The 20,440-nt window shown below is 74.3% G+C and carries 17 protein-coding genes and 2 pseudogenes; 7 read left to right on the plus strand and 12 right to left on the minus strand.

The window, feature by feature from the left end; genetic code table 11:
- Positions 1-98: 98 nt before the first annotated feature.
- Together SZN_RS02980 and lon are read left to right on the plus strand one after the other, a co-directional pair.
- Positions 99-1,040 carry a hypothetical protein gene (locus SZN_RS02980; protein ID WP_244313274.1) on the plus strand — a complete coding sequence of 314 codons (942 nt, stop codon included), beginning with the start codon at positions 99-101 and terminating at the stop codon, positions 1,038-1,040.
- A 187-nt stretch (positions 1,041-1,227) separates the two neighbouring features.
- Positions 1,228-3,642: an endopeptidase La gene (gene lon, locus SZN_RS02985; RefSeq protein ID WP_007491291.1), complete on the plus strand. Its 2,415-nt coding sequence runs from the start codon at positions 1,228-1,230 to the stop codon at positions 3,640-3,642.
- 74 nt (positions 3,643-3,716) lie between these two features.
- Here lon and SZN_RS02990 read toward each other — a convergent pair whose 3' ends face one another.
- A complete protein-coding gene (locus SZN_RS02990) occupies positions 3,717-4,547 on the minus strand; it encodes a lysozyme (protein ID WP_007491293.1) in 831 nt (276 codons plus the stop codon).
- 233 nt (positions 4,548-4,780) lie between these two features.
- On the opposite strand from SZN_RS02990, the gene SZN_RS02995 reads away from it, so the two are divergent.
- Entirely contained in the window at positions 4,781-5,272 is a 492-nt protein-coding gene (locus SZN_RS02995) for a MarR family winged helix-turn-helix transcriptional regulator (protein WP_007491294.1), read from the plus strand.
- A 103-nt stretch (positions 5,273-5,375) separates the two neighbouring features.
- Here the strand turns inward: SZN_RS02995 and SZN_RS03000 are convergent, their stop codons facing one another.
- Complete coding sequence (locus SZN_RS03000) at positions 5,376-6,164, minus strand: protein phosphatase 2C domain-containing protein (protein WP_007491296.1); 789 nt, start codon at positions 6,162-6,164, stop codon at positions 5,376-5,378.
- A 407-nt stretch (positions 6,165-6,571) separates the two neighbouring features.
- Between SZN_RS03000 and SZN_RS03005 the strand changes: the two genes are divergently transcribed.
- From SZN_RS03005 to SZN_RS03015, 4 genes and pseudogenes are all read left to right on the plus strand, one after another.
- Entirely contained in the window at positions 6,572-9,370 is a 2,799-nt protein-coding gene (locus SZN_RS03005) for a sensor histidine kinase (RefSeq protein WP_078508403.1), read from the plus strand.
- On the plus strand, positions 9,367-9,870 hold the full coding sequence (locus tag SZN_RS03010) for a roadblock/LC7 domain-containing protein (RefSeq protein WP_007491301.1): 504 nt from the start codon (positions 9,367-9,369) through the stop codon (positions 9,868-9,870). The genes SZN_RS03005 and SZN_RS03010 overlap by 4 nt, the downstream gene beginning before the upstream one ends.
- A gap of 17 nt (positions 9,871-9,887) precedes the next feature.
- Positions 9,888-9,995, plus strand: a pseudogene (locus tag SZN_RS38090) (DUF742 domain-containing protein); the annotation flags it as partial.
- Positions 9,995-10,342: pseudogene (locus SZN_RS03015) on the plus strand (styrene monooxygenase/indole monooxygenase family protein); the annotation flags it as partial. The pseudogenes SZN_RS38090 and SZN_RS03015, both read left to right, overlap by 1 nt.
- Here SZN_RS03015 and SZN_RS03020 read toward each other — a convergent pair.
- From SZN_RS03020 to SZN_RS03065, 10 genes are all read right to left on the minus strand, one after another.
- Positions 10,260-11,396: a C40 family peptidase gene (locus SZN_RS03020; RefSeq protein ID WP_007491304.1), complete on the minus strand. Its 1,137-nt coding sequence runs from the start codon at positions 11,394-11,396 to the stop codon at positions 10,260-10,262. The pseudogene SZN_RS03015 and the gene SZN_RS03020 sit on opposite strands and share 83 nt — an antisense overlap.
- A 188-nt stretch (positions 11,397-11,584) precedes the next feature.
- Positions 11,585-11,923: a hypothetical protein gene (locus SZN_RS03025; protein ID WP_078508405.1), complete on the minus strand. Its 339-nt coding sequence runs from the start codon at positions 11,921-11,923 to the stop codon at positions 11,585-11,587.
- The gene (locus SZN_RS03030) at positions 11,916-12,569 is read right to left on the minus strand and encodes a TetR/AcrR family transcriptional regulator (protein WP_007491308.1); all 654 of its coding nucleotides are present in this window, start codon (positions 12,567-12,569) and stop codon (positions 11,916-11,918) included. The genes SZN_RS03025 and SZN_RS03030 overlap by 8 nt, the downstream gene beginning before the upstream one ends.
- A gap of 324 nt (positions 12,570-12,893) precedes the next feature.
- Complete coding sequence (locus SZN_RS03035) at positions 12,894-13,832, minus strand: AurF N-oxygenase family protein (protein ID WP_007491310.1); 939 nt, start codon at positions 13,830-13,832, stop codon at positions 12,894-12,896.
- Between the two features lie 166 nt (positions 13,833-13,998).
- Positions 13,999-15,474 carry a penicillin-binding transpeptidase domain-containing protein gene (locus tag SZN_RS03040; protein ID WP_007491312.1) on the minus strand — a complete coding sequence of 492 codons (1,476 nt, stop codon included), beginning with the start codon at positions 15,472-15,474 and terminating at the stop codon, positions 13,999-14,001.
- Positions 15,475-15,508: 34 nt separating this feature from the next.
- A complete protein-coding gene (locus SZN_RS03045) occupies positions 15,509-16,963 on the minus strand; it encodes an FtsW/RodA/SpoVE family cell cycle protein (RefSeq protein ID WP_007491314.1) in 1,455 nt (484 codons plus the stop codon).
- A gap of 43 nt (positions 16,964-17,006) precedes the next feature.
- Entirely contained in the window at positions 17,007-17,543 is a 537-nt protein-coding gene (locus SZN_RS03050) for an SH3 domain-containing protein (protein WP_007491315.1), read from the minus strand.
- A gap of 170 nt (positions 17,544-17,713) precedes the next feature.
- Entirely contained in the window at positions 17,714-18,949 is a 1,236-nt protein-coding gene (locus tag SZN_RS03055) for a sensor histidine kinase (RefSeq protein WP_007491318.1), read from the minus strand.
- Positions 18,946-19,725 (minus strand): hypothetical protein, encoded by a 780-nt coding sequence (locus SZN_RS03060; RefSeq protein WP_007491320.1) that lies wholly within the window; start codon positions 19,723-19,725, stop codon positions 18,946-18,948. Before SZN_RS03060 ends, SZN_RS03055 begins: the two co-directional genes overlap by 4 nt.
- Positions 19,726-19,875: 150 nt before the next feature.
- Entirely contained in the window at positions 19,876-20,382 is a 507-nt protein-coding gene (locus tag SZN_RS03065; protein WP_043727746.1) for a protein-tyrosine phosphatase family protein, read from the minus strand.
- Positions 20,383-20,440: the final 58 nt, after the last annotated feature.

Here is a 20,440-nt window from a genome sequence, read left to right on the forward strand (position 1 = left end):
GCCGGGAGGAGTACGGGGCACGCCCCCGGGTGCTGCCCGGGAGCGCTGAGCCGCCCCGGCCGCCGGACCCGGAGCCGCCGGGACGGGAGTACGCGCGCGTGGGCGGTCGCGGTCCCCGGTACCTGCTGAGCGAGGACCGCCATGAGTACGAGCGGCTTCTCGACGAGGCGCTGCGCACCGCCCCGCGCCGCCCGGACCCGGCCGGCCGCCGCCCGGGTCCGGAGCAGCTGCGCGCCATGGCGCTCGCCGCCACGACGGTCGTCGCCGGGGCCGCGACGGCGGAGTACGCGTCCTACGTCGGACTCCGGGAGGAACTGCGCCGCCCGCCGGGCCGCACCGGGGCCGCGGCGGACGCCGGGCCCGCGGGTGCCGGGGCCGCCGCCGTCGTGGCGGTCCTGACGCCTGTGCTGGCCGGGACCGCCGCGGCGATCTTCCTCGGCCTGGGCTATCTCCTGGAGGTCGCGGGACGGGCGTCGTCGTTCAGCGGTGCCCTGCTCGCCACGGGGTGGGTGTTCGGCGCGATCACGGCGGCCGCGATCCTCGTCGCCGCCGCCTGCCTCCTGGTGACCGCCCTGCGCAACACCCCGGCCCCGCGGTCCGAGGCGTACCGCGCGCTCGCGGCCGAGGTGGACCGGGCGCGGGAGGTCTGGCGCGCCGCGCTGCTGGAGCGCGGCATCCGGCCCTTCCTGCGCGACGCGCTCGCCGATCCGGCGGCGTCCCCCGTGGCGGCGCCCGCCGCCCCCGGCCGCGTCCCGGAACCCGGCTACGGCCGCCCCGGCCTGGACGATCAGGACGGTCAGGACGGTCAGGGCGACGAGGGTGGCCGGGACACTCAGGGCGGGGAGGGCGCAGAGGGCGGAGAGGGCAGCGAGGGCGGGGGAAGCGGGCGAGGCGCACGGCCGCGCTTCACCAGCCCGGACTACACCGGCCCCCACTTCACCGGCCCCGACTTCACCAGTCCGGACTTCACCGGCCCCGGCCACGGCGGCCCGGAGTCCGGGCGTCCCGAGCCGGGCGCCGCCGGGTCCGGACGTTCCTGACACCCACGGGAGCGGCCTCGCCGGCACTCGCTAGATCGGCCTCCTCGGCACCCGCGGGAGCGGCCTCCCCGGCGGCCTCCCGTGCCCGTCCGATCGCCCACAGCGAACGGGCGTGAGCCCGGGGAACAATCGGCCTCCCCCAAGCATTGAGTCGGCATAACTCAACTTGACTGCCGAAGGGGAGATCATGGCTTCGACGTCCTCATCGCTCACCCTGCCCGTTCTGCCGCTCGACGACGATGTCGTGCTGCCCGGGATGGTGGTCCCGCTGGACCTGAACGACGCCGACGTGCGCGCGGCGGTGGAGGCCGCACAGGCCGCCGCCCGGTCCACACCGGGCAAGCCGCGGGTGCTGCTGGTGCCACGGGTCGACGGGACCTACCCGGGCACCGGTGTGCTCGGCACCGTGGAGCAGGTCGGCCGGCTGGCCGACGGCGACCCCGGCGCCCTCATCCGCGGGCGCGAGCGCGTACGCATCGGCGCCGGCACGACCGGACCGGGTGCCGCGCTGTGGGTCGAGGGCACCCGGATCGACGACGGTGTGCCCGAGCCGCTGCCCGGCCAGGTCGCCGAGCTCGTGAAGGAGTACAAGGCCCTCGCGACCGCCTGGCTGCGCAAGCGCGGGGCCTGGCAGGTCGTGGACCGCGTCCAGGCGATCGACGACGTGTCCCAGCTCGCCGACAACTCCGGCTACTCGCCCTTCCTGACCACCGAGCAGAAGGTCGAACTGCTGGAGACCGCCGACCCGGTGGCCCGGCTGAAGCTCGCCACGCAGCAGCTGCGCGACCACCTCGCCGAGCAGGACGTGGCGGAGACCATCGCCAAGGACGTCCAGGAGGGCGTCGACAAGCAGCAGCGCGAGTTCCTGCTCCGCCGCCAGCTGGAGGCCGTCCGCAAGGAGCTGCGGGAGCTGAACGGCGAGAAGGACGGCGAGGAGTCCGACGACTACCGCGCCCGTGTCGAGGCCGCCGACCTGCCGGAGAAGGTCCGCGAGGCCGCGCTCAAGGAGGTCGACAAGCTGGAGCGGTCCAGCGATCAGTCCCCGGAGGGCTCCTGGATCCGCACCTGGCTCGACACCGTCCTCGAACTGCCGTGGAACGAGCGCACCGAGGACGCCTACGACATCCGGGGCGCCAAGGACGTGCTCGACGCCGAGCACGCGGGACTCCAGGACGTGAAGGAGCGCATCACCGAGTACCTCGCGGTGCGCAAGCGCCGCGGCGACCGCGGCCTGGGCGTCGTCGGCGGGCGGCGCGGCGGCGCCGTGCTCGCCCTGGTCGGCCCGCCCGGCGTCGGCAAGACCTCGCTCGGCGAGTCCGTCGCCCACGCGATGGGGCGCCGCTTCGTGCGCGTCGCGCTCGGCGGCGTCCGCGACGAGGCCGAGATCCGCGGCCACCGCCGTACGTACGTCGGCGCGCTGCCCGGCCGGATCGTGCGGGCGGTCAAGGAGGCCGGGTCGATGAACCCGGTGGTCCTGCTCGACGAGATCGACAAGGTCGGCTCGGACTTCCGGGGCGACCCGGCGGCCGCCCTCCTGGAGGTGCTGGACCCGGCGCAGAACCACACCTTCCGGGACCACTACCTGGAGGTCGAACTGGACCTGTCGGACGTGGTGTTCCTGGCTACGGCCAACGTCCTGGAGGCCATCCCGGAGGCCCTGCTCGACCGGATGGAGCTGGTCCGCCTCGACGGCTACACCGAGGACGAGAAGGTCGTCATCGCCCGGGACCACCTGCTCCCGCGCCAGCTGGAGCGCGCCGGGCTGAACCGGGACGAGGTCACCATCGACGAGGGCGCCCTGCGCAGGCTCGCCGGCGAGTACACGCGCGAGGCGGGCGTGCGCACCCTGGAGCGCTCCGTCGCGCGGCTGCTGCGCAAGGTGGCCGCCGAACACGAACTGGGCAGGCGCGAGCTGCCGTTCACCATCACCAGCGACGAGCTGCGCGGGCTGATCGGCCGGCCGCACCACGTGCCCGAGTCCGCCCAGGACCCGGCCGAGCGCCGCACGGCGGTGCCGGGCGTGGCGACGGGGCTCGCGGTCACCGGCGCGGGCGGCGACGTGCTGTTCGTGGAGGCGTCGCTGGCCGACCCGGAGACGGGCGCGGCCGGGCTGACGCTGACCGGCCAGCTGGGTGACGTGATGAAGGAGAGCGCGCAGATCGCGCTGTCGTTCCTGCGCTCGCACGGCGCCGAGCTGGAGCTGCCGGTGGCCGACCTCAAGGACCGCGGGGTGCACATCCACTTCCCGGCGGGCGCGGTGCCCAAGGACGGTCCGAGCGCGGGCGTCACGATGACGACGGCGCTGGCCTCGCTCCTGTCGGGCCGCCTGGTCCGCACGGACGTGGCGATGACGGGTGAGGTCTCGCTGACCGGACGGGTCCTGCCGATCGGCGGCGTGAAGCAGAAGCTGCTGGCCGCCCACCGCGCCGGGGTCACCACGGTGATCATCCCCAAGCGCAACGAACCCGACCTGGACGACGTCCCCGCGGAGGTGCTGGACACGCTCGACGTCCACGCCGTGACGGATGTCCGGCAGGTCCTGGAACTGGCCCTGTCGCCGGCCACCGACGGCGCGGCCACGGAGGTTCCGGTCGCGGCGTGACGGACGCGACCGGAACAGGTGGGGCCCGGGTCCCGTGAGGGGGGCTCGGGCCTTCGCCCCGCGGTGGGCGGGGATCAGCCGGTGGCCAGGGCCTTCAGCCGGTCCAGGGTGCCGTTGAAGCGGTTGTGGTCACCGACGGTCCGCCCGGAGGAGGTGTACTGCCACATCGTGTAGTAGCTCCAGCCCGCCGGGAGTTCGCCCACCGTGCTCGCGTAGCGGGCGATCCACAGCGGGTTGGCGGCGGCGAAGCCGCTGTAGTTGCCGGTGCACTGCTTCCACCAGCTGGTGGCCGTGTAGATGACGGGCCCGCGCCCGGTACGGGCCTTGTAGCGGTTCAGGAAGTCGCGGATCCAGGTGACCATCGCGGACGGCGTCTTGCCGTAGCAGGCCGCGCCGTACGGGTTCCACTCGATGTCCAGGGCGCCGGGCAGGGTCCGGCCGTCCCGGGACCAGCCGCCGCCGTGGTCGATGAAGTAGTCGGCCTGCTTTGCTCCGCCGGAGGTGTCCGGCGTCGCGAAGTGGTAGGCGCCGCGGATCATCCCGACGTCGTACGCGCCCTTGTACTGACGTGAGAAGTAGGGGTTGGTGTAGTACGTCCCCTCGGTGGCCTTGACGTAGGCCCACTTGACGCCGCTGCTCCACAGCGTCGGCCAGGCGACGTCGCCCTGGTAGCTGGAGACGTCCACGCCCTCGGTCTGGGTGGCGAGGACGGCGGCGCCGCCGCTGTGGACGCCGTCGTGGGCCGCGACGCCCGCGCCCATCGAGGCGGAGCCGCGCGGCGGGGTGTCGTCGCCGGCGAAGGAGGGCCGGGCGGACAGGGCGAGGAGGGCCAGGGTCAGGGTGAGGGCGAGCAGGAGTCCGGTCGGATACAGGCGGCGGGAGCGGAGCTGTTCAGGTCGGTGCACGGGCCCAGCGTGCCTCCGGCGGCCCGGCGCCGCGCGCCGGGAGCGTCCGGATGCCGCACACGCGCCCCCGCGCCCCCGCGACGCCCACCGGTCCGGGTCCGGCCCGCAGAAGGGCAGGTGGAAGGGGGTCCGCAGGCTGCCGCCGCCGCGGGCCTGCGGAATACTGGCGGCGCCGCTGCGAAGAAGGCGGCCGGCGAAGACGTCCGGACCGGGACACCTAGGCGGGAACTGACGTGCACGAAGACGCGAACGACCACGCGCGTGAAGCGGGACCCGGCGTGTCCGGCGGGATGGGCCGGCCCGAGTTCCTCGACCTGGAACGCGAGTTGACGGTGCTGTTCCGGCGGGCGCGGGCCAAGCAGGGCGAGATGGCCCGCGAGGTCCATCCGGACCTGGAGTCGGCCGCGTACGGACTGCTGGTCCGTCTGGACGAGTCCGAGCGGATGCGGGCCACCGAGCTCGCCGCCTACATCGGCGTCGGCAAGGCCACCATGTCCCGCCAGCTGCGCGCCCTGGAGGACCTCGGCCTGGTGGCCCGCGAGCCCGACCCCGCCGACGGCCGGGCCTGGCTGGTGCACCTCACCGAGGAGGGGCGCGGCCGGGTCGCCAAGGTGCGCGAGGCCAGGCGGGCGCGGTACGTCGCCCAGCTGTCCGACTGGGACCGGGGCGAGGTCGCCGAGCTGGCACGGCTGCTCAACCAGCTGAACCGGGGCATGGAGAAGTAGTCCCGCGGCGCACGGGCTCCCGCGCGCGGCCGGGCCGCCCCGGCTGCGGAGGTCAGGAACCGCGCCGGTCCGCCGGGCTCCCGCGCGCGGCCGGGCCGCCCGCTCACAGCTCCACGTACACGGCCGTCGCGTCGTCGTGGAGCTTGCTGCGGCCCAGACGGGTCCGCTCCCCGGCGTCGGCCGCCTCCAGCTCCCGCACCCGCGCCACCAGCGCGCCCGCCCCCTCCTTGCGCACGAGGGCGAGGCAGTCGCCCCAGTCGCCCGCGCGGAACCTGTCCACCCAGCGCGTCGCCCCGTCCGTCAGCGCCAGCAGCGCGCGCACCCCGGCGTGCGGGACGGCGCCCGTCACCGCGCGCGCCGCGACCGAGGGATCGGCCGCCGCGGTCCAGAAGCCGCCCTCCCTGTTGCGGACGTGGGCGTCGATGTACGCGTCCGTGGCCAGCGAGGAGCGGGGCAGCCGGGCCAGCCGGTCGTCCAGGTGCGCGGTGACCGTACCGTCGGGGGACTCCACCAGCAGGGCCGAGTCGGACAGCACCAGGTACTCGACCGCCTCGGCGGACCACCGCGCCAGGACGACGGTTGCCTGCGGAGTGCGCGGGTGAGAAAGGTCACAGGTGTCCGCGTGTGCCTCCGCGGTCCGCGCGACGGCTCGGGCCAGCGTCTCGGCGAGCGGAACATCCGGGAGGGAAACGGTCAGTTCGGTCAGGGCGCCGCCGAGCCGCGCGGTGTACCAGTGAACGGAATGCAGGCAGCCGGTCCCGCCTCTCGGCGGCGTCACCCCGTCCAGCACGACCAGTGCGCCGCCCTGTCCCGACGCGGGAAGCGCGACACTCGCGAAGTCCTCGTTGGTGCGGGCCGGATCGCCGGACTCCGAAACAAGCTCAGTTCGCATCCGGTCAGTCTGCACGAGCCCTCCACGCGGGGCGCGAAGGGGCCGCATCAGATGCCGAACGGGTACGGCGGCGCAGGCCACGTGCCTGATTTGGGCGGGAATACCGCCACTGCGGGAAGACGTGGCGGCGAATACTGCCACCGCCCGCCGCAGACGTCCAACCGGCCCGCCGCGCCGGGCCCGTGCGCCCGCCGGAGGAACTTGCCCGCCAACTCCCCTCCGGGGTTCACTCCTTCGGGTGGCGGGTCAGGTGATGCGTACCCGTCGCCTACCGGCACTGGGAGGGTCGGGGACCGGTGAGGGCGCCCCCCAGACGCGACCCGGTCGCGAGCGCGGGGGAGGGTGGACGTACGGTCGGCGGCAGTTGACGCAACGTCACCCGGTCCGATGGGTACCACGAGTCAGGAATGCGAGCACCGGTGCAGAAGACGCGGCCTCGTCGCTCAGGCAAGCAGACGGCCTCCGCAGGGGCCGCGCGGCCCACTCCCGGCACCACCGACACCGCCGCACCAGCCGGCAGGGGGCGCCCCACACACGTACGGAACCGGCTGATCGTCGCCGTCGCCGTGGTCGCCGCCGCGATCGCCGCCGCCGGTGCGCCCTCGGTCGTCGCCGCCTCCGGGCAGCTCAGCGACAGCCAGGGGCTGGTGACCCTCGCCGAGCAGACCGAGAACGCGCTCACCCTCGCCCACTCCCTGGCCGACGAGCGCGACGAGGTCACCGCCTACGTCGCCGCCGGCCGCCCCAAGGCCAAGGCGCCCAGCGAGCAGCGCAGCGTCCGCGTCGACCGCCAGGTCGAGGAACTGCGCGCCGACACCGGCCTGCCCGCCTCGCTGCGCGACGACCTCGGCGCCATAGCGGGCCTGCGCCGCGCGGCGCTCACCGGCAAGAGCACCGCGCTGCAGACGCACGGCTCCTACTCGGCCGCCATCACCGAACTGCGCGGCCTCGCCGAGCGGCTGGCCGAGCGGATGCCCGCCCGCGCCGGCGCCGGGGCCTACGCGCTCGCCGAACTCGACTCCGCCGTCCAGCAGGCCGCCGCCGCCCGCGGCCTGCTGCTCGCCGCGCTGAGCGTGCCGTCCACCCCCCGGACGGTCATCGACCCGATCACCGGCATCGCCACCACCGGCAGGACTTCCTCCGACGCCGACGCCGAGCAGCGCGCCGCCCTCAGCGCCGCCGCCCAGCAGGCCCGGGTGCGCTCCGACGCCTCCCTCGCCGACTTCCGCGACACCGCCCCCGACGCCGCGCGGGCCTCGTACGACTCCACGGTGACCGGCCCCGAGGTCGACAGCGCCGAGAAGTACCTCGCCGCCCTCACCGACGAGGCCACGTTCTCCGACCGCGACCTGGCCACCGACGTGCGGCGGGCCGAGGCCGCCCTGTCCGCCCGCGTCGACTCCATGCGCGGCGCCGAGTCCGCGCTCTACGACCGCCGCACCAAGGCCCTGGCCCAGCTGCGCGACGACGACGTCACCGCCTTGGAGATCCGCGTCGCGCTCCTCGGCGTGCTGATGCTGCTCGCCGTCGGCGTCGCCACCGGCATGGCCCGCAGCCTGACCCGCCCGCTCGCCGTGCTCCGGCTCGGTTCCGCGCGGCTCGCCCGGTCCGAGGACCCGGCCGCCGAGGAACCCGTCAAGTTCACCGGCCGCAAGGACGAGTTCGCCCAGGTCGTCGACTCCGTCAACGCCCTGCACGCGCACGCCGCCGGACTGTACGAGCGCCTCGCCACCCTGGAGTCCGACCGCAAGCACCTCGTCGGCCAGCGGCAGAAGATGGCCGACGCCCGCGAGGAACTGCGCGGTGAACTCTCCGACTCCGCAACCCAGTTGGAGCGGCTGCGGGAGACCATCGGCTCCACCTTCGTCAACCTCGCCCTGCGCACCCTCGGCCTGGTGGAGCGGCAACTCGCCCTCATCGAGGGCCTGGAGGAGCGCGAACAGGACCCCGAGCGGCTGGCGACGCTGTTCAAGCTCGACCACCTCGCCACCGTGATGCGCCGGCACAGCGAGAACCTCCTCGTGCTGGCCGGCACCGAACACGTCCAGCAGAGCGCGGGACCGGTCCCGCTGGTGGACGTCGTGCGCGCGGCCGTCAGCGAGATCGAGCGCTACGAGCGCGTCCGCATCGCCGCCCTGCCCCCGCACGCGCACGTGGCGGGCTTCGCCGCCGACGACCTCTCCCACCTGCTGGCCGAACTCATGGAGAACGCCACCTCGTTCTCCCCGCCCGACCTGCCCGTCGAGATCTCCGGCCGGCTGCTGGAGGGCGGCGAGGTCATGCTCTCCGTCCAGGACGAGGGCATCGGCATGGCGGACGACCGCCTCACCCGGCTCAACTCCCGGCTCACCGGCTTCGACCCGGAGGCCACCTACGACCAGGAGGGCGAGGGCGGCCTGGGCCTCGGCCTGTACGTCGTCGCCCGCCTCGCCCACCGCCACGGTGTGCGCGTCCAGTTGCGCGAGCAGAAGCAGGGCGGCGTCGCGGCGGTCGCGGTGCTCCCGACGGCACTGCTCGCGGACGCCCCCGCCACGGCGGTCCCCTCGGACGCCCCGCACCCCGGCGCCGGCCCGTCCGTCTCCCTGCCGGGCGCCGACGCCGAGGCCAACTCCCCCGTCCTGCCGGACCGTTCGAAGCAGCGCGACCCGCTGGTGGAGCTGGCCGAGCGGGCCGTACGGGAGTCGGAGGCGGCCGCCGAGCGGGAGGGCCGCGCCACGGCCGCGCCCGTCACGGAACCGGCCGCGGAACCGGCGGACGGCGGGCACGCCGAGTCGCCCGCCGAGACCACCATGGAACTGCTCCTCCCGGAGCAGCCCTCCGCTCCGGCCCCCGGGGAGGCGCGGGCCCCCGCCGCCGACCCGTACGCCATCGGCCCCGACGCCCACGAGCGGGCCGGGGACGACCGGGACGACACCGGCGAGCGGGAGGAAAGAGGGGAACCCGTCACCGACAAGGGGCTGCCCAAGCGGACCCCGAAGATCACCGCACCCCCGTCCGTCCCGCGCCAGCGCGCCGGATCCGTCGACGCCGAAGCCCTGCGGCGCCGGCTCGGCGGCTTCCGCCAGGGAGCACGGGCCGGCCACCGCGACGTGGAGGCGGAGATCGCCGAGCAGACCGGAGCCACCGCGGCGCCCGCCGCGGGAACCGCCGCACGCATCGAATCCGAAGCAGCCACGGGGGGCACCGCCGAGGAGGCAAGCAGTTGACCGCGCCCAGCACCTTCGGACTGAGCAGTGAAGCCCGCAACCTGCACTGGCTGCTGACGAATCTGGTCGAGGAGGTGCCGGGCATCCAGTCCGTCGCCGTCGTCTCCTCCGACGGCCTGCTCCTGCTCTCCTCCGACCACTCCCGCAACGACGCGGCCCGGGGAGGCGGGGACGACCGGCCCGCCGGTCCCCGCGGCTCCTCCGCCGACCTCGCCACCATCGTCTCCGGCATCGGCAGCCTGACCCTCGGCGCCGCCAAGCTGATGCAGTACGGCGGCGTCAAGCACACGATGGTCGCCATGGACGAGGGCAGCCTGTTCGTGATGTCCATCAGCGACGGCTCACTGCTCGGCGTACACGGCCTGGCCGACTGCGACATGAGCGTCGTGGCCTACCACATGGCGCTCTTCGTCGGCCGCGCCGGCCATGTCCTCACCCCCGAACTCCGCAGCGAACTGCGCACCTCCCTGACGGCGGCGCCGGCGGGGAGCACCCGTTGAGCGACCCCCCGCGCGGCAGGCCGAAACTCCCCGTGCGCGGCGGCGACCGCAAGGCCGCCCGGGTACGCCCCTACTCGCTCACCGGCGGCCGCACCCGCTCCGGCCACGTCCTCCTCGTAGAGACGTCGTGGCGGACGACCCCATCACCGGGCAGGGTCCCAACTCCGCCGCGAAGTGCGCGGCGGCCCACCTCGCCTCGATCGTCGAGCACGGGGACAGGGAGTTCGACGAGGCGTGGATGCGCGCCGCGTTCGCGCGCTACCGGGACACCGCGCGGCACGTCACCGAGTGGACCAACGCCATGCCGGCGCCGCCGCCGGAGCGCATCCTGAACCTGATCGCCGCCGCCGGCCGACTGCCGCCGGTCGCCGCCCGGTTCGCCACCAGGCTCAGCGATCCGTCCGACTTCGAGGACTGCTTCCACGATCCGGAGCGGACCGGGGCGTATCCGGCGTCGGTTTCCGGAGCCTGACGGAGCCCTGCGGGCGCGGGCGCACGGCGCCCAGGACCGGGTTCGAGGCGAGGGGGGAGACCTTGACCTTCCCGCCCGGCCGGGGGGCCTGCACGACCTTGCCGTTGCCGACGTACAGCGCCACATGGGTCGCGTCGGGGAAGTAGACGACCAGGTCGCCGGGGCGCAGCCGGTTCAGCGGGACGCGCTCCAGGCGGGCCCACTGCTCCTGGCTGGTGCGGGGGATGGGGGTGCCGGCGCTGGCCCACGCCCGCGACGTCAGCCCCGAGCAGTCGAAGGACCCCGGGCCCTGCGCGCCCCACCGGTACGGTTTGCCGAGCTGCCGCTGGGCGTAGCGGACCGCGCGGCGGGCGCCCGAGGAGGGCTTGCTGTCGTCCTTCGCGAGCGTGCCGGAGGCCAGGAGGTCCTGCTGCGCCGCGTCCACGCCCTTCCTCTCGAACTCGTCCAGGGCCGTGAGCCGGTCCGCGGTGAGGGAGGCGAGCAGTTCCTCCACCTTGCCGAGGCGCTCGCGCACGGTGTCCCGGTCCTTCTTCCGCCGCTCGGCCAGGACGAGTTGATCGTCCAGGGCCTTGCGCGCCCGGCGGGCCAGCTCGCCTGCCCTGGTCTCGGTGCCGGTCAGCCGGCCGACCGTCTCGGCGCGCTCGCGGGCCAGCAGGCCGATGACATGGCCCTGGTCCAGGGCGTGCTGCGGGTCGCGGGCCAGCAGCAGGCGTACGTACGGCGAGATGTCCGTGGTGTTCTGGTACTGCTGGCGGGCCAGGCGGCCGGCCGCGCCCCTGCTGTCGTGCAGCCGCAGCCGGGCCGCGGCGAGCGCGGTGTCCAGGCGGGCCGCCTCGGCACGCTGCTTCCTCAGCCTGTCCGCGGTGGCGTTGTACGCCTCCGTCGCCTGCTCGGTCTCGCGGTACAGCCGCTGAAGGTCCGTCAGCAGCGTTGCCGTGGAGCGGTCCTGGGGCGGGGGCTCGGGGGCCGTCGGCGCGGCCGTCGCGGGCAGGGGGGCGAGCAGGGCGGCCGACACCGCCGTCGTGCACGCCAGACGGAGCAGCCTTCCTGACATGTCATCACCTCCGGTGCGGAGAGGCTCTCTGCTCCGCACCGCGAGCATCAAGCCGACGCTCCCGGTTCGCGCGCGGGATGTGCGATGTTCGGCGTACGCCGGTCACCCGTGGGGGTCGTCCCGGGGATGGGCGGCGTGTCGTGCGGCGGTGGGGTGGTGCGGCGGCGGGGTGCTGGGACGGTGCGGCGTCAGGGGGTGTCGCGCGGTGCGTCTTGTGGGGGGTTGCGGGGTGTGGTGCGCGGTCTTGACCATGGCCAGTTCAGGCGGCGGGCCTGCCCCTCCGGGGCGTACTCGTACTTCCAGCGGCGGCTGAGGCCGACTCGGCCGGTGCCGGTGCCGGTGCCGGTGCGGGGGACGCGGTGGTAGACGAGGACCGTGGGCGGGCCGCCGTGCGGATCGGGCACGGGGATGCGGTACGCCTTGGGCGGATGGCCGGTGATGCCCAGGAGCACGGGCAGGACGCGGCCGTCCATCGGGCCGCCCTCGAAGGGGGTGTCTTCGCTCTTCACGGGTCCAGTCTCAGCCATCCGCCGACAGCGACTCGGCCAGGGCGGCGGTCTGGGGGTCGCGGGTCGCGGTGACGGAGAGCACGGCGACGAACTGGTCGACCAGCCAGTCGCGCAGTTCCTCCACGGGGGGCTGCTTGCCCTCGTCCAGCCAGATCAGGGACGCGGCCTCCACCGCGGTGATCCACATCCGGACGGTCATACGCAGCCGCAGGCCGGGGTCGGTGACTTCCAGGTGGCTGAGGATGTGCTCGGCGGCGGCGCGGCGGACACCGTCCACGGTGGCGGTCGTGCGGGACGTCTCGACGACGCTGCCGCCCTGGAGGAGGGCGCTGAAGCCGGCGTCGTGCTCGTCCACGAAGGCGAGGTAGCGGTCCAGGGCGCGGGAGAGGCGGGGGACGAGGGGGCCGTCGCGCGGTTCGTCGAAGCAGTTCCGGAGTTCCTCGGCGGCGGAGCGCAGGGCGGCCTCGTAGAGCTGCTGCTTGCCGCCGGGGAAGTAGCGGTAGACCAGGGGGCGGGAGACGCCGGCCGCCTCCGCCACGTCGTCCAGGGACACGTCCTCGGGCGCGCGGTGGGCGAAGAGGGTGAGGGCGGCTTCGAGGAGTTGGCTGCGGCGTTCCTCGACGCTCAGGCGGCGGTAGGCGGGGGTGGGGGCCGAGGACGTCATGACCGGCAGCGTAGTCGGGTGGGGGTGGGCTGGGGGCGGGCTGCGGGTGCCTGCGGCGCCTGTGCGGGGGCGCCTGTGCGGGGGCGTGTGGGGGCCTGAGGCTCTCCGGTGCGGTGCGGTGCGGTGCGGTGCGGTGCCGGGGGTGTCCGTCCTCGGCACGGCGGGGACCCGGCTTGGGCAGTGCAGCGCCTTCCGGCGCCGGACACCGCGGGCGGGCCCCCGGCACGTCCCCTTCCCGCCGTACGCGGCCGGTCCCGGTGCCGCTCCCCGGTCGGCAGCCCGGCCCCGGTGCCTCTCCCCGGTCGGCGGCGGGGGCGGGGTTGGTCAGGCCAGGAGGCCGGAGGACTTCCAGAGGCGGCGGCCCACTCCTCGGAGGACTCCTATGTCGTCCAGGAAGTCGGTCAGGCGCTTGGAGCCCGTCTGCATTATCTCGCGGCGGTGGCCGCTGGCCTTGACCTGGGCCATGGCCTCACGCCTGTCCAGGCCCACGTTGGTGTAGACGTCGGGGTTGACGAAGGCCACGGAGAAGACGCGGGCGAACTCGCCGGAGGTGACGCGGGTGAACTCCTGGGACCACCTCGGGGCCGTCATCATCTGGCGGCGCAGTTCCTCACGGGCGTAGCGGACGTGGCGGGCCTCCTCGACCACGTGGATGCGGGTGACGCCGCGGATGAGGGGCTGGACCCGCTCGTCCGGGAAGGTCAGCCGCTGCATCCAGTCGAGGACCTCCTCGCCCAGCAGGGTGGCCGTGAAGGAGCCGGGGGTGGTGGAGATCGTCTTGAACAGGCGGCCCAGGTTCTGGTGGGCGCGGCTGACCGGGTACCAGGGGGTGTCGCCGTGGGAGATCAGGCGGGCGAACATCTTGGAGTGCCGGCACTCGTCCTCGATCTCGGTGAGCGCGTAGCGCACGTGCGCGCTCGTCGCCGCCTTGTCGTAGATGTGGCGGACCAGGAGCTGCATCAGGATGATCTCGAACCAGATGCCGAGGGAGGCGAGCGCGGCCGACTCGTGGCGGGAGAGCAGGATGCGCTGCTCCTCGCTCATCCGCCGCCACATCGGGGTGTCGTAGAGCGACACCAGCTCCGGGGGCCAGAACCACTTGCCCTCCTCGAAGGGCGCGTCCCAGTCCAGCTCCTCGTCGGGGTCGAAGGAGTGCTTGGCGGAGGAGGCGAGGAGGCGCTCCGCCACCTGTTCGCGGTCCTTGAGCAGGCCGAGGGCGTCACGCAGCCCGTCGAGCGCGTCCGCTTCCGTCAGGGTCGTCATCGGTCCTCACCTTGTTACCGGGGGTACGTCGTCCGACTCTTATGAGACTGCCTGTCAGCAAGCTCGTCAATCCCCCGGGCGGGACTTGTTCCCTTCGTCTCCGGACCGTTCTCCTCCCGTACGGGGACCTCGGGCGCGTCTCAAGGGGCCCTGGGGGCTCCGCGTCTCAAGGGGCCCTGGGGGCCGGGGACTTGAGTACCGCCTCCATCACCGACCGGGCGATCGGCGCCGCGTCCCCGCCGCCGCTGATCTCGCCCCGGTCCGGGTCCGCGTCCTCCACCACCACGGCGACCGCGACCTTCGGTTCGGCGTCGTGGTCCCCCTGTGCCCAGGACACGAACCAGGCGTACGGCGTACCGGAGTTGCCGAGGCCGTGCTGGGCGGTGCCGGTCTTGCCGCCGACCGTCGCGCCGGGGATCCAGGCACCGGTGCCCGTGCCCTCCCGTACGACGTCCACCATCAGCTCCTTCATCCGGGCGGCGGTCGAGGGCCGCATCGCCTGGCGCACCGGGCTCGACCCCGCCGTCGACACCGTGCCGCCGCCCGCCCTGGTCGTGCGCTCCACCAGATACGGCGTGCGCACCTGTCCGCCGTTCGCCACGGCCGCCGCGACCATCGCCATCTGCAGCGGTGTGGCCCGCGTGTTGAACTGGCCGATCGACGACAGGGCGAGCTGGGCCCGGTCCACCTCGCGGTCGAACGTGGAGCGCGCGACGGAGTACGGAATCCTCAGGTCCGCCCGGTTGAACCCGAACGCCTGGGCCGTCGCGGCCATCCGCTCGGCGCCCACCTCGACGCCCAGCTTCGCGAACACCGTGTTGCACGACCACTCGAACGCCTTGCGCAGCGCCGCGTTCTCGCAGCCCTCCGAGGCGTTCGTCAGCCGGGTCCGGGTGCCGGGCAGGGTGTAGGGGTCGGGGGAGCGGGTCGGCTTGTCCACGTCCTCGATCACGCCCGCGTCCAGCGCCGCCGCCGCGGTCACGACCTTGAAGGTGGAACCCGGCGGATACGTCTTGCGCACCGCCCTGTTGAGCATCGGCTTGTCCCGGTCCCGGTTCAGCGTCGACCAGGACCGCGGGACCGAGGAGCCGTTGCCCGACAGCGCGGACGGGTCGTAGGAGGGGGCCGAGACCAGGGCCAGGATCCGGCCCGTCGACGGCTCGACCGCCGCCACCGCCCCCTTGCGGCCCTCCAGCCCCTCGAACGCCGCCTTCTGTGCCGCCCCGCGCAGCGTGGTCGCGACGTCTCCGCCCGGGTGCCGGTCGCGGGCCGCGCCGCTCCACACGGGGAACGGCGACAGCAGCGGGTCGGTGCCCGCGAGCACCCCGTCCTCGGTCGCCTCCAGCAGCGTCGTGCCGTACATCTGCGAGGCGAAGCCGGTCACGGGCGCGTACATCGGCCCGTTGGTGTACGTGCGCTCGTAGCGCAGATGCTCGCCGGTGTCCTGGGAGCCGGTGACCGGCCGCCCGTCCACGAGGATGTCGCCGCGCGGCTGGCCGTAACGGGCGATCGTGGTACGGCGGTTGGCGATGTTGTCGTCGTAGGTGCGGGCCTTGAAGAGCTGGATGCGGGCGGCGTTGACGAGCAGCGCGATCATCAACAGGGCGCAGAAGAAGGCGGCGTGCCGGATGTGCCGGGTCATCGAGGCGTCTCCCCGCGGTCGTCGTGGGGGTGTGTCATACGGTGCTCTCCTCGTTCTCGGGGTCCTTGGGGTCCTTGGGGTCCCTGGGGCCCCTGGAGTTCCTGGAGTCCCTGGAGTCCTCGGGGTCCTCGGGGATGCCGAGCCGGCTGCGCGAGCGGTGGCTCAGCCGGATGAGCAGCGCCACGATCGCCCAGTTGGTGACGACGGACGAGCCGCCCTGCGCCAGGAACGGCATCGCCATGCCGGTCAGCGGGATCAGGCCCGTCACCCCGCCCGCGATCACGAAGACCTGGAGCGCCAGGATCGAGGCGAGCCCCACCGCGAGCAGCCGGCCGAAGGGGTCGCGCAGGGCGAGGCCGGCCCGGTAGCCGCGCTCCACCAGCAGGCCGTAGAGCAGGAAGATCGCCGAGAGTCCGGCGAGGCCCAGCTCCTCCCCGGCCGTCGCCAGGATGAAGTCCGACTTGGCCGCGAAGCCGATCAGGATCGAGTCGCCGAGGCCCAGCCCCGTGCCGAGCACCCCGCCCGCGGCGAAGGCGAACAGCGACTGCGACAGCTGGTTGGGGCCCTCACCGGCCTCGATCGAGGCGAACGGCTGCCGCCAGTCCTCGACCCTGACGTGCACGTGCGGTTCCAGCTGGCCCACGGCCACCGCGCCGACCGCGGCGAGCAGCAGGCCGAGCGCGATCCATCCGGTGCGCCCGGTCGCCACGTACAGCAGGACCACGAACAGGCCGAAGAACAGCAGCGATGTGCCGAGGTCGCGTTCGAGGACGAGGACGCCCACGCTCAGCAGCCAGATGGCCACGAGGGGGCCGAGGACGCGACCGGTGGGCAGTTGGAGCCGCTCGACCCCGAAGACCCTGCGGCCCGTGTACGCCAGCGCGTTGCGGTTCGCGGCCAGATAGGCGGCGAAGAACACCGCGAGCAGCACCTTCGCGAACTCGCCCGGCTGGATGGAGAATCCGGCGACCCGGATCCAGATGCGGGCGCCGTTCACCGCCGGGAAGAAGATCGGCAGGGTGAGCAGGACGAGGGCGGCGACGACGCAGACGTAGGAGTAGCGCTGGAGCACCCGGTGGTCGCGCAGCAGCAGGACCACCACGATGAACAGGGCCACCCCCAGGGTGGACCACACGAGTTGGGCGGGAGCCGCCCGGTCGCCCGGCGTCTCCAGGTCGAGCCGGTAGATCAGCACCAGGCCGAGGCCGTTGAGCAGGACGCCGATCGGCAGCAGCACGGGGTCGGCGCAGGGGGCGCGCAGCCGCACCGCCAGATGCGCGACCGACGCGAGCACGCCGAGCCCGGCGCCGTAGCCGGCGGCGCCGGGCGGGACGGTGCCGTCCTTGGCGATACCGACCGCGCAGTAGCCGTACACGGAGAGCAGGACGGCCACGACGATGAGGGCCAGTTCGATGCCACGGCGCCGGGGGAGACGTGCGGTGGGAGCGGGCGTGTCCGCCGCCACCAGGGTGGTTCCGGCCTTGGTCATGTCCGGAACTTACCCAAATAGTCTGTGTTGCGGGCCTATCGGCTCAGCACCAGCGCGGCGTGCGCCCGATGGTGTCGATGTAGCGGCCGGAGCCCCAGGCCCAGGTGCCGTCGGCCAGGAGGTACCAGGTCCGGTCGCCCTGGACGCTCTGGCCCCGGGTCTTGCAGTAGATCCGCACGATGTCCCCCCGGTACACGACCCGGATGACCTGGCTGCCCCGGTCGGGGGCGCTGCGCAGCAGCAGCGTGCCGGCCGTGACGCGGCCGCGGCTGAACTGCTGGCCGCCGGAGTCGCCGCTGCCGTTCCCCCAGTCGCCCCCGTTCCCGCCCTGGCCGCCGTTGCCGCCCTGGCCTCCGTCCCCGCCCTGACCCCCCTGGCCGCCGTTCCCCCAGTCGCCGCCGTTGCCGCCCTGTCCGCCGCCCCCGTCCCCGCCCTGGGAGCCGCCCCAGTCCCCCTGGGATTCGGTGGAGCCGCCCGTGGACGACCCCCCTTCGCCGTCGGCGGCGGCGGGTGTGGCGGCGGCCGCGGCGGCGAGGAGGCCGGCGGCTATGGATATCGCGAAGCGGGAGCGCAGGGCCATGAGGCACCTCCAGGACAGGGGAGAAAACCTGACTGAACGCCACATTAGGTGCGCGTCGCGTCACTCGCGCGTGGTAATGGGCCAATGGGAGGCCGAGAGGGGGACGGCCGCCGCCGGGGCGCCGGGCGGGAGGGGCGAGGGGCGGTCCGGAGGGGGCGGGACCGGTGCTCCTATCGCAGGGTCAGCCGGGCCACGGCCCCGCCGTCCCCGGCGTTGGCGAACGTCAGCCGGGCCCCCAGCACCTCCGCCTGGCCCAGCGCGATGGTCAGCCCCAGCCCGTGGCCGGTGGCCCCGCCCTCGGTACGGAAGCGCTGCGGCCCGTGCGCGACGAGATACGCCGGATAGCCCTCACCGTGGTCCCGCACGGTCACCACCGGGCCGTCCACCGTGAGGAGCACCGGACCGCGCCCGTGCTTGTGGGCGTTGGCCACCAGATTCCCCAGCACCCGCTCCAGCCGCCGCCGGTCGGTCTCCACCACGGCGTCCCGCACGACCCTGACCTCCGTGCGGCCCGCCGACGCCCGCACCACCCGCTCGGCCAGCGCCCCCAGCGGCTCGGTGTCCGGCTCGGAGCGCTCACGCCCGGAGTCCAGCCGGGAGATCTCCAGCAGGTCCTCCGTCAGTGTGCGCAGGGCGGCCACCCGGTCCCGCACCAGCTCCGTCGGCCGGCCCGGCGGGAGCAGTTCGGCGGCCGCGTGCAGACCGGTCAGCGGAGTCCGCAGCTCGTGCGCCACGTCCGCGGTGAACCGCTGCTCGGCCTGCAACTTGCCCTGCAGCGACGACGCCATCGAGTCGAGGGCGGCGGCCACCGCGGCCACCTCGTCCTGCGGACGGGACGGGTCCTCGGTCCGCGGGTCGCCCACCCGGGCGTCCAGGTCGCCGGCGCTGATCCGCCGCGCCACCCGGGCCGTGGTGTGCAGCCGGCGCGTCACCCGCGTCACCGCGAACGCGCCCACCAGCGCCGTCACGGCGATGGCCAGCGCCGACGACCAGACGATCGCCCGGTCCAGCCCCTCGATGGTGCGGGACTGCTGCGCGTAGTCGACCTCGACGGCGAGCACCCGCCCGTCGTCCGCCGGACCCGCCGCCCACATCACCGGCCGCCCCGCGTGCTCGGCCACCGTCGTGCCGCGCTCCCCGTCCAGCGCCAGCCCGCGCAGGGACCGCGGCAGGCCCGGCGGGTCGAGGCGGGCGCCCGGGGCCGGGGTGTCCCCGGCCTGGAACGCCGCCGTCGCGTCCGCCAGCCGGGACAGCGCCAGGTCACGGGCCTGGCCCACGGTCTGGTTGGTCACGGAGACATGCACGAGGATGCCGAGCAGCGCGGCGAGCGCGCAGCACATCACCGTGATGAACACGGCGGCCCGCACGGCGAGCGGAGCGGCCCACCGGGGCAGCGCGATCCTCATGGGGTGCCCGCCGGCGCGGAGGGCGGGCGCGGCGAGGCCGACGGAGAGGGCGAGGGCGGCGGTGCCGGTGCGGCCGACGGCGACGGTGCGGGGGGCGCGGTCCTGCGGCGCGGACCGGTGCGCAGCATCTCGTCGGAGGTGAGCAGCATCGCCTTCTGCTCCGCGTCCCAGGTCCACTGGAGCCGGTACTCGTACCCGGCGAGCTCCGAGGGCGAGCGGATGATCACCGAGCGCCGGGCGAGTTCGACACCGCTGACGGCGTCGTCCCAGCTCATCACCTGGACGAGCCGGCGCTTCTCGACGGTGTAGACGCGCACGGCGAGCGTCTTGCCCGGCAGCAGCCGGAAGCCCAGCGTCAGCTCGGGGTGCCCGTCGCCGGTCAGATCGCGGTAGTAGGGCTGGAGGACGGGGCACCGGCCGCGCCCGGGGCCGTCGGCGCACTCGGCCATCCGCCGGCCGGTCTCGCGGTGGGTCGCGCGGGCGCCCTCGTACTCCTTGGGGTCCTCGGCGATCACCCTGCGCACGACCGCCACCGGGCTCACGGCGAGGATGTCGCCCCCGGGCACGGTGACGCCCCTGACGGTCTCGCGGTTGACCTCGCCGATCTCGTACGCCGGACTCGACGCCGGGGTCAGCCGCGGCCACAGCGTGTCCGGTCCGACCGCCGTCTCGGTCGGTCCCGCCGCCTTGAGGCCCCCGGTGTCACCGCAGGCCGTGGCGAACGCCAGCAGCAGGGCGACGAGCACGGCGGTGCGCGGGGGGCGGCTGCGGGGCACGGTTCTCCTGCTGATCCGGGTCGGCGGACGCGGTCCGGGCGGCGGACCCGTTCCGGGCGGCGGACGTGATCCGGGTGATCGTCGTCGGCCCGTACACCCTATGCGGACGGAAGTCCTTTTTGCGTACTGGTGGGCGGACGGGTGAAACGGTTACTCGGCGAGTTCCTCCAGGAGCCTGGCCGTCGGCAGACCGGCGCGGAGGTAGTCGACGAACAGCTCGTTGTGCAGGGCCCACGGAGAGCGGCGGGAGCGTATCAGCCGGATCGCGCGCTCCGCGGTGTGGCCGCGGCGGACCAGCGCGTGGGCGACGACGAGCCCCGAGCGGTTGTACCCGTGGTAGCAGCGGACCAGGACCCGGCGGCCGTCGTCCAGCGCCTCGGCCGCGGCCTGCGCGAGCCGGATCACCCCGGCGAGCTGGGTGCCGTCCAGCGGCCCGTCGGGGATCGGCCACACATGGTGCTCGACCCCGGCGTCGGGGCCGTGACCGGGCAGCCGCAGCAGGGTCTGCACGAGATCGAACTCGGCCGTGACGACCACGGACTCCACTCGCCCCGAAGGCCCCCGGAACTCGTGGCCGCCCATCCACAGGCCGGGCACGATCTCGCTCCACGGGCTGCCCGGAGCGGGTACGCCGGGTTGCTTCCTGCGCGTACGCAACGGCGCCTCCCCACCACCCTTCCCGGGGGTCTTGCCCAACTCCGCCCGAAGTCAACCG

This window comes from Streptomyces zinciresistens K42 (genome assembly GCF_000225525.1).
Taxonomy (GTDB): domain Bacteria; phylum Actinomycetota; class Actinomycetes; order Streptomycetales; family Streptomycetaceae; genus Streptomyces; species Streptomyces zinciresistens.

Excerpts from the sequence above, each read along its gene's own strand:
- lon (WP_007491291.1), top strand. The coding sequence starts at position 1,228 with ATGGCTTCGACGTCCTCATCGCTCACCCTGCCCGTTCTGCCGCTCGAC.
- SZN_RS03000 (WP_007491296.1), bottom strand. The coding sequence starts at position 6,164 with ATGCGAACTGAGCTTGTTTCGGAGTCCGGCGATCCGGCCCGCACCAAC.
- SZN_RS03030 (WP_007491308.1), bottom strand. The coding sequence starts at position 12,569 with ATGACGTCCTCGGCCCCCACCCCCGCCTACCGCCGCCTGAGCGTCGAG.
- SZN_RS03050 (WP_007491315.1), bottom strand. The coding sequence starts at position 17,543 with ATGGCCCTGCGCTCCCGCTTCGCGATATCCATAGCCGCCGGCCTCCTC.
- SZN_RS03020 (WP_007491304.1), bottom strand. The coding sequence starts at position 11,396 with ATGTCAGGAAGGCTGCTCCGTCTGGCGTGCACGACGGCGGTGTCGGCC.
- SZN_RS03040 (WP_007491312.1), bottom strand. The coding sequence starts at position 15,474 with ATGACCCGGCACATCCGGCACGCCGCCTTCTTCTGCGCCCTGTTGATG.
- SZN_RS03025 (WP_078508405.1), bottom strand. The coding sequence starts at position 11,923 with ATGGCTGAGACTGGACCCGTGAAGAGCGAAGACACCCCCTTCGAGGGC.
- SZN_RS03055 (WP_007491318.1), bottom strand. The coding sequence starts at position 18,949 with ATGAGGATCGCGCTGCCCCGGTGGGCCGCTCCGCTCGCCGTGCGGGCC.
- SZN_RS03045 (WP_007491314.1), bottom strand. The coding sequence starts at position 16,963 with ATGACCAAGGCCGGAACCACCCTGGTGGCGGCGGACACGCCCGCTCCC.
- SZN_RS03035 (WP_007491310.1), bottom strand. The coding sequence starts at position 13,832 with ATGACGACCCTGACGGAAGCGGACGCGCTCGACGGGCTGCGTGACGCC.
- SZN_RS03005 (WP_078508403.1), top strand. The coding sequence starts at position 6,572 with ATGCGAGCACCGGTGCAGAAGACGCGGCCTCGTCGCTCAGGCAAGCAG.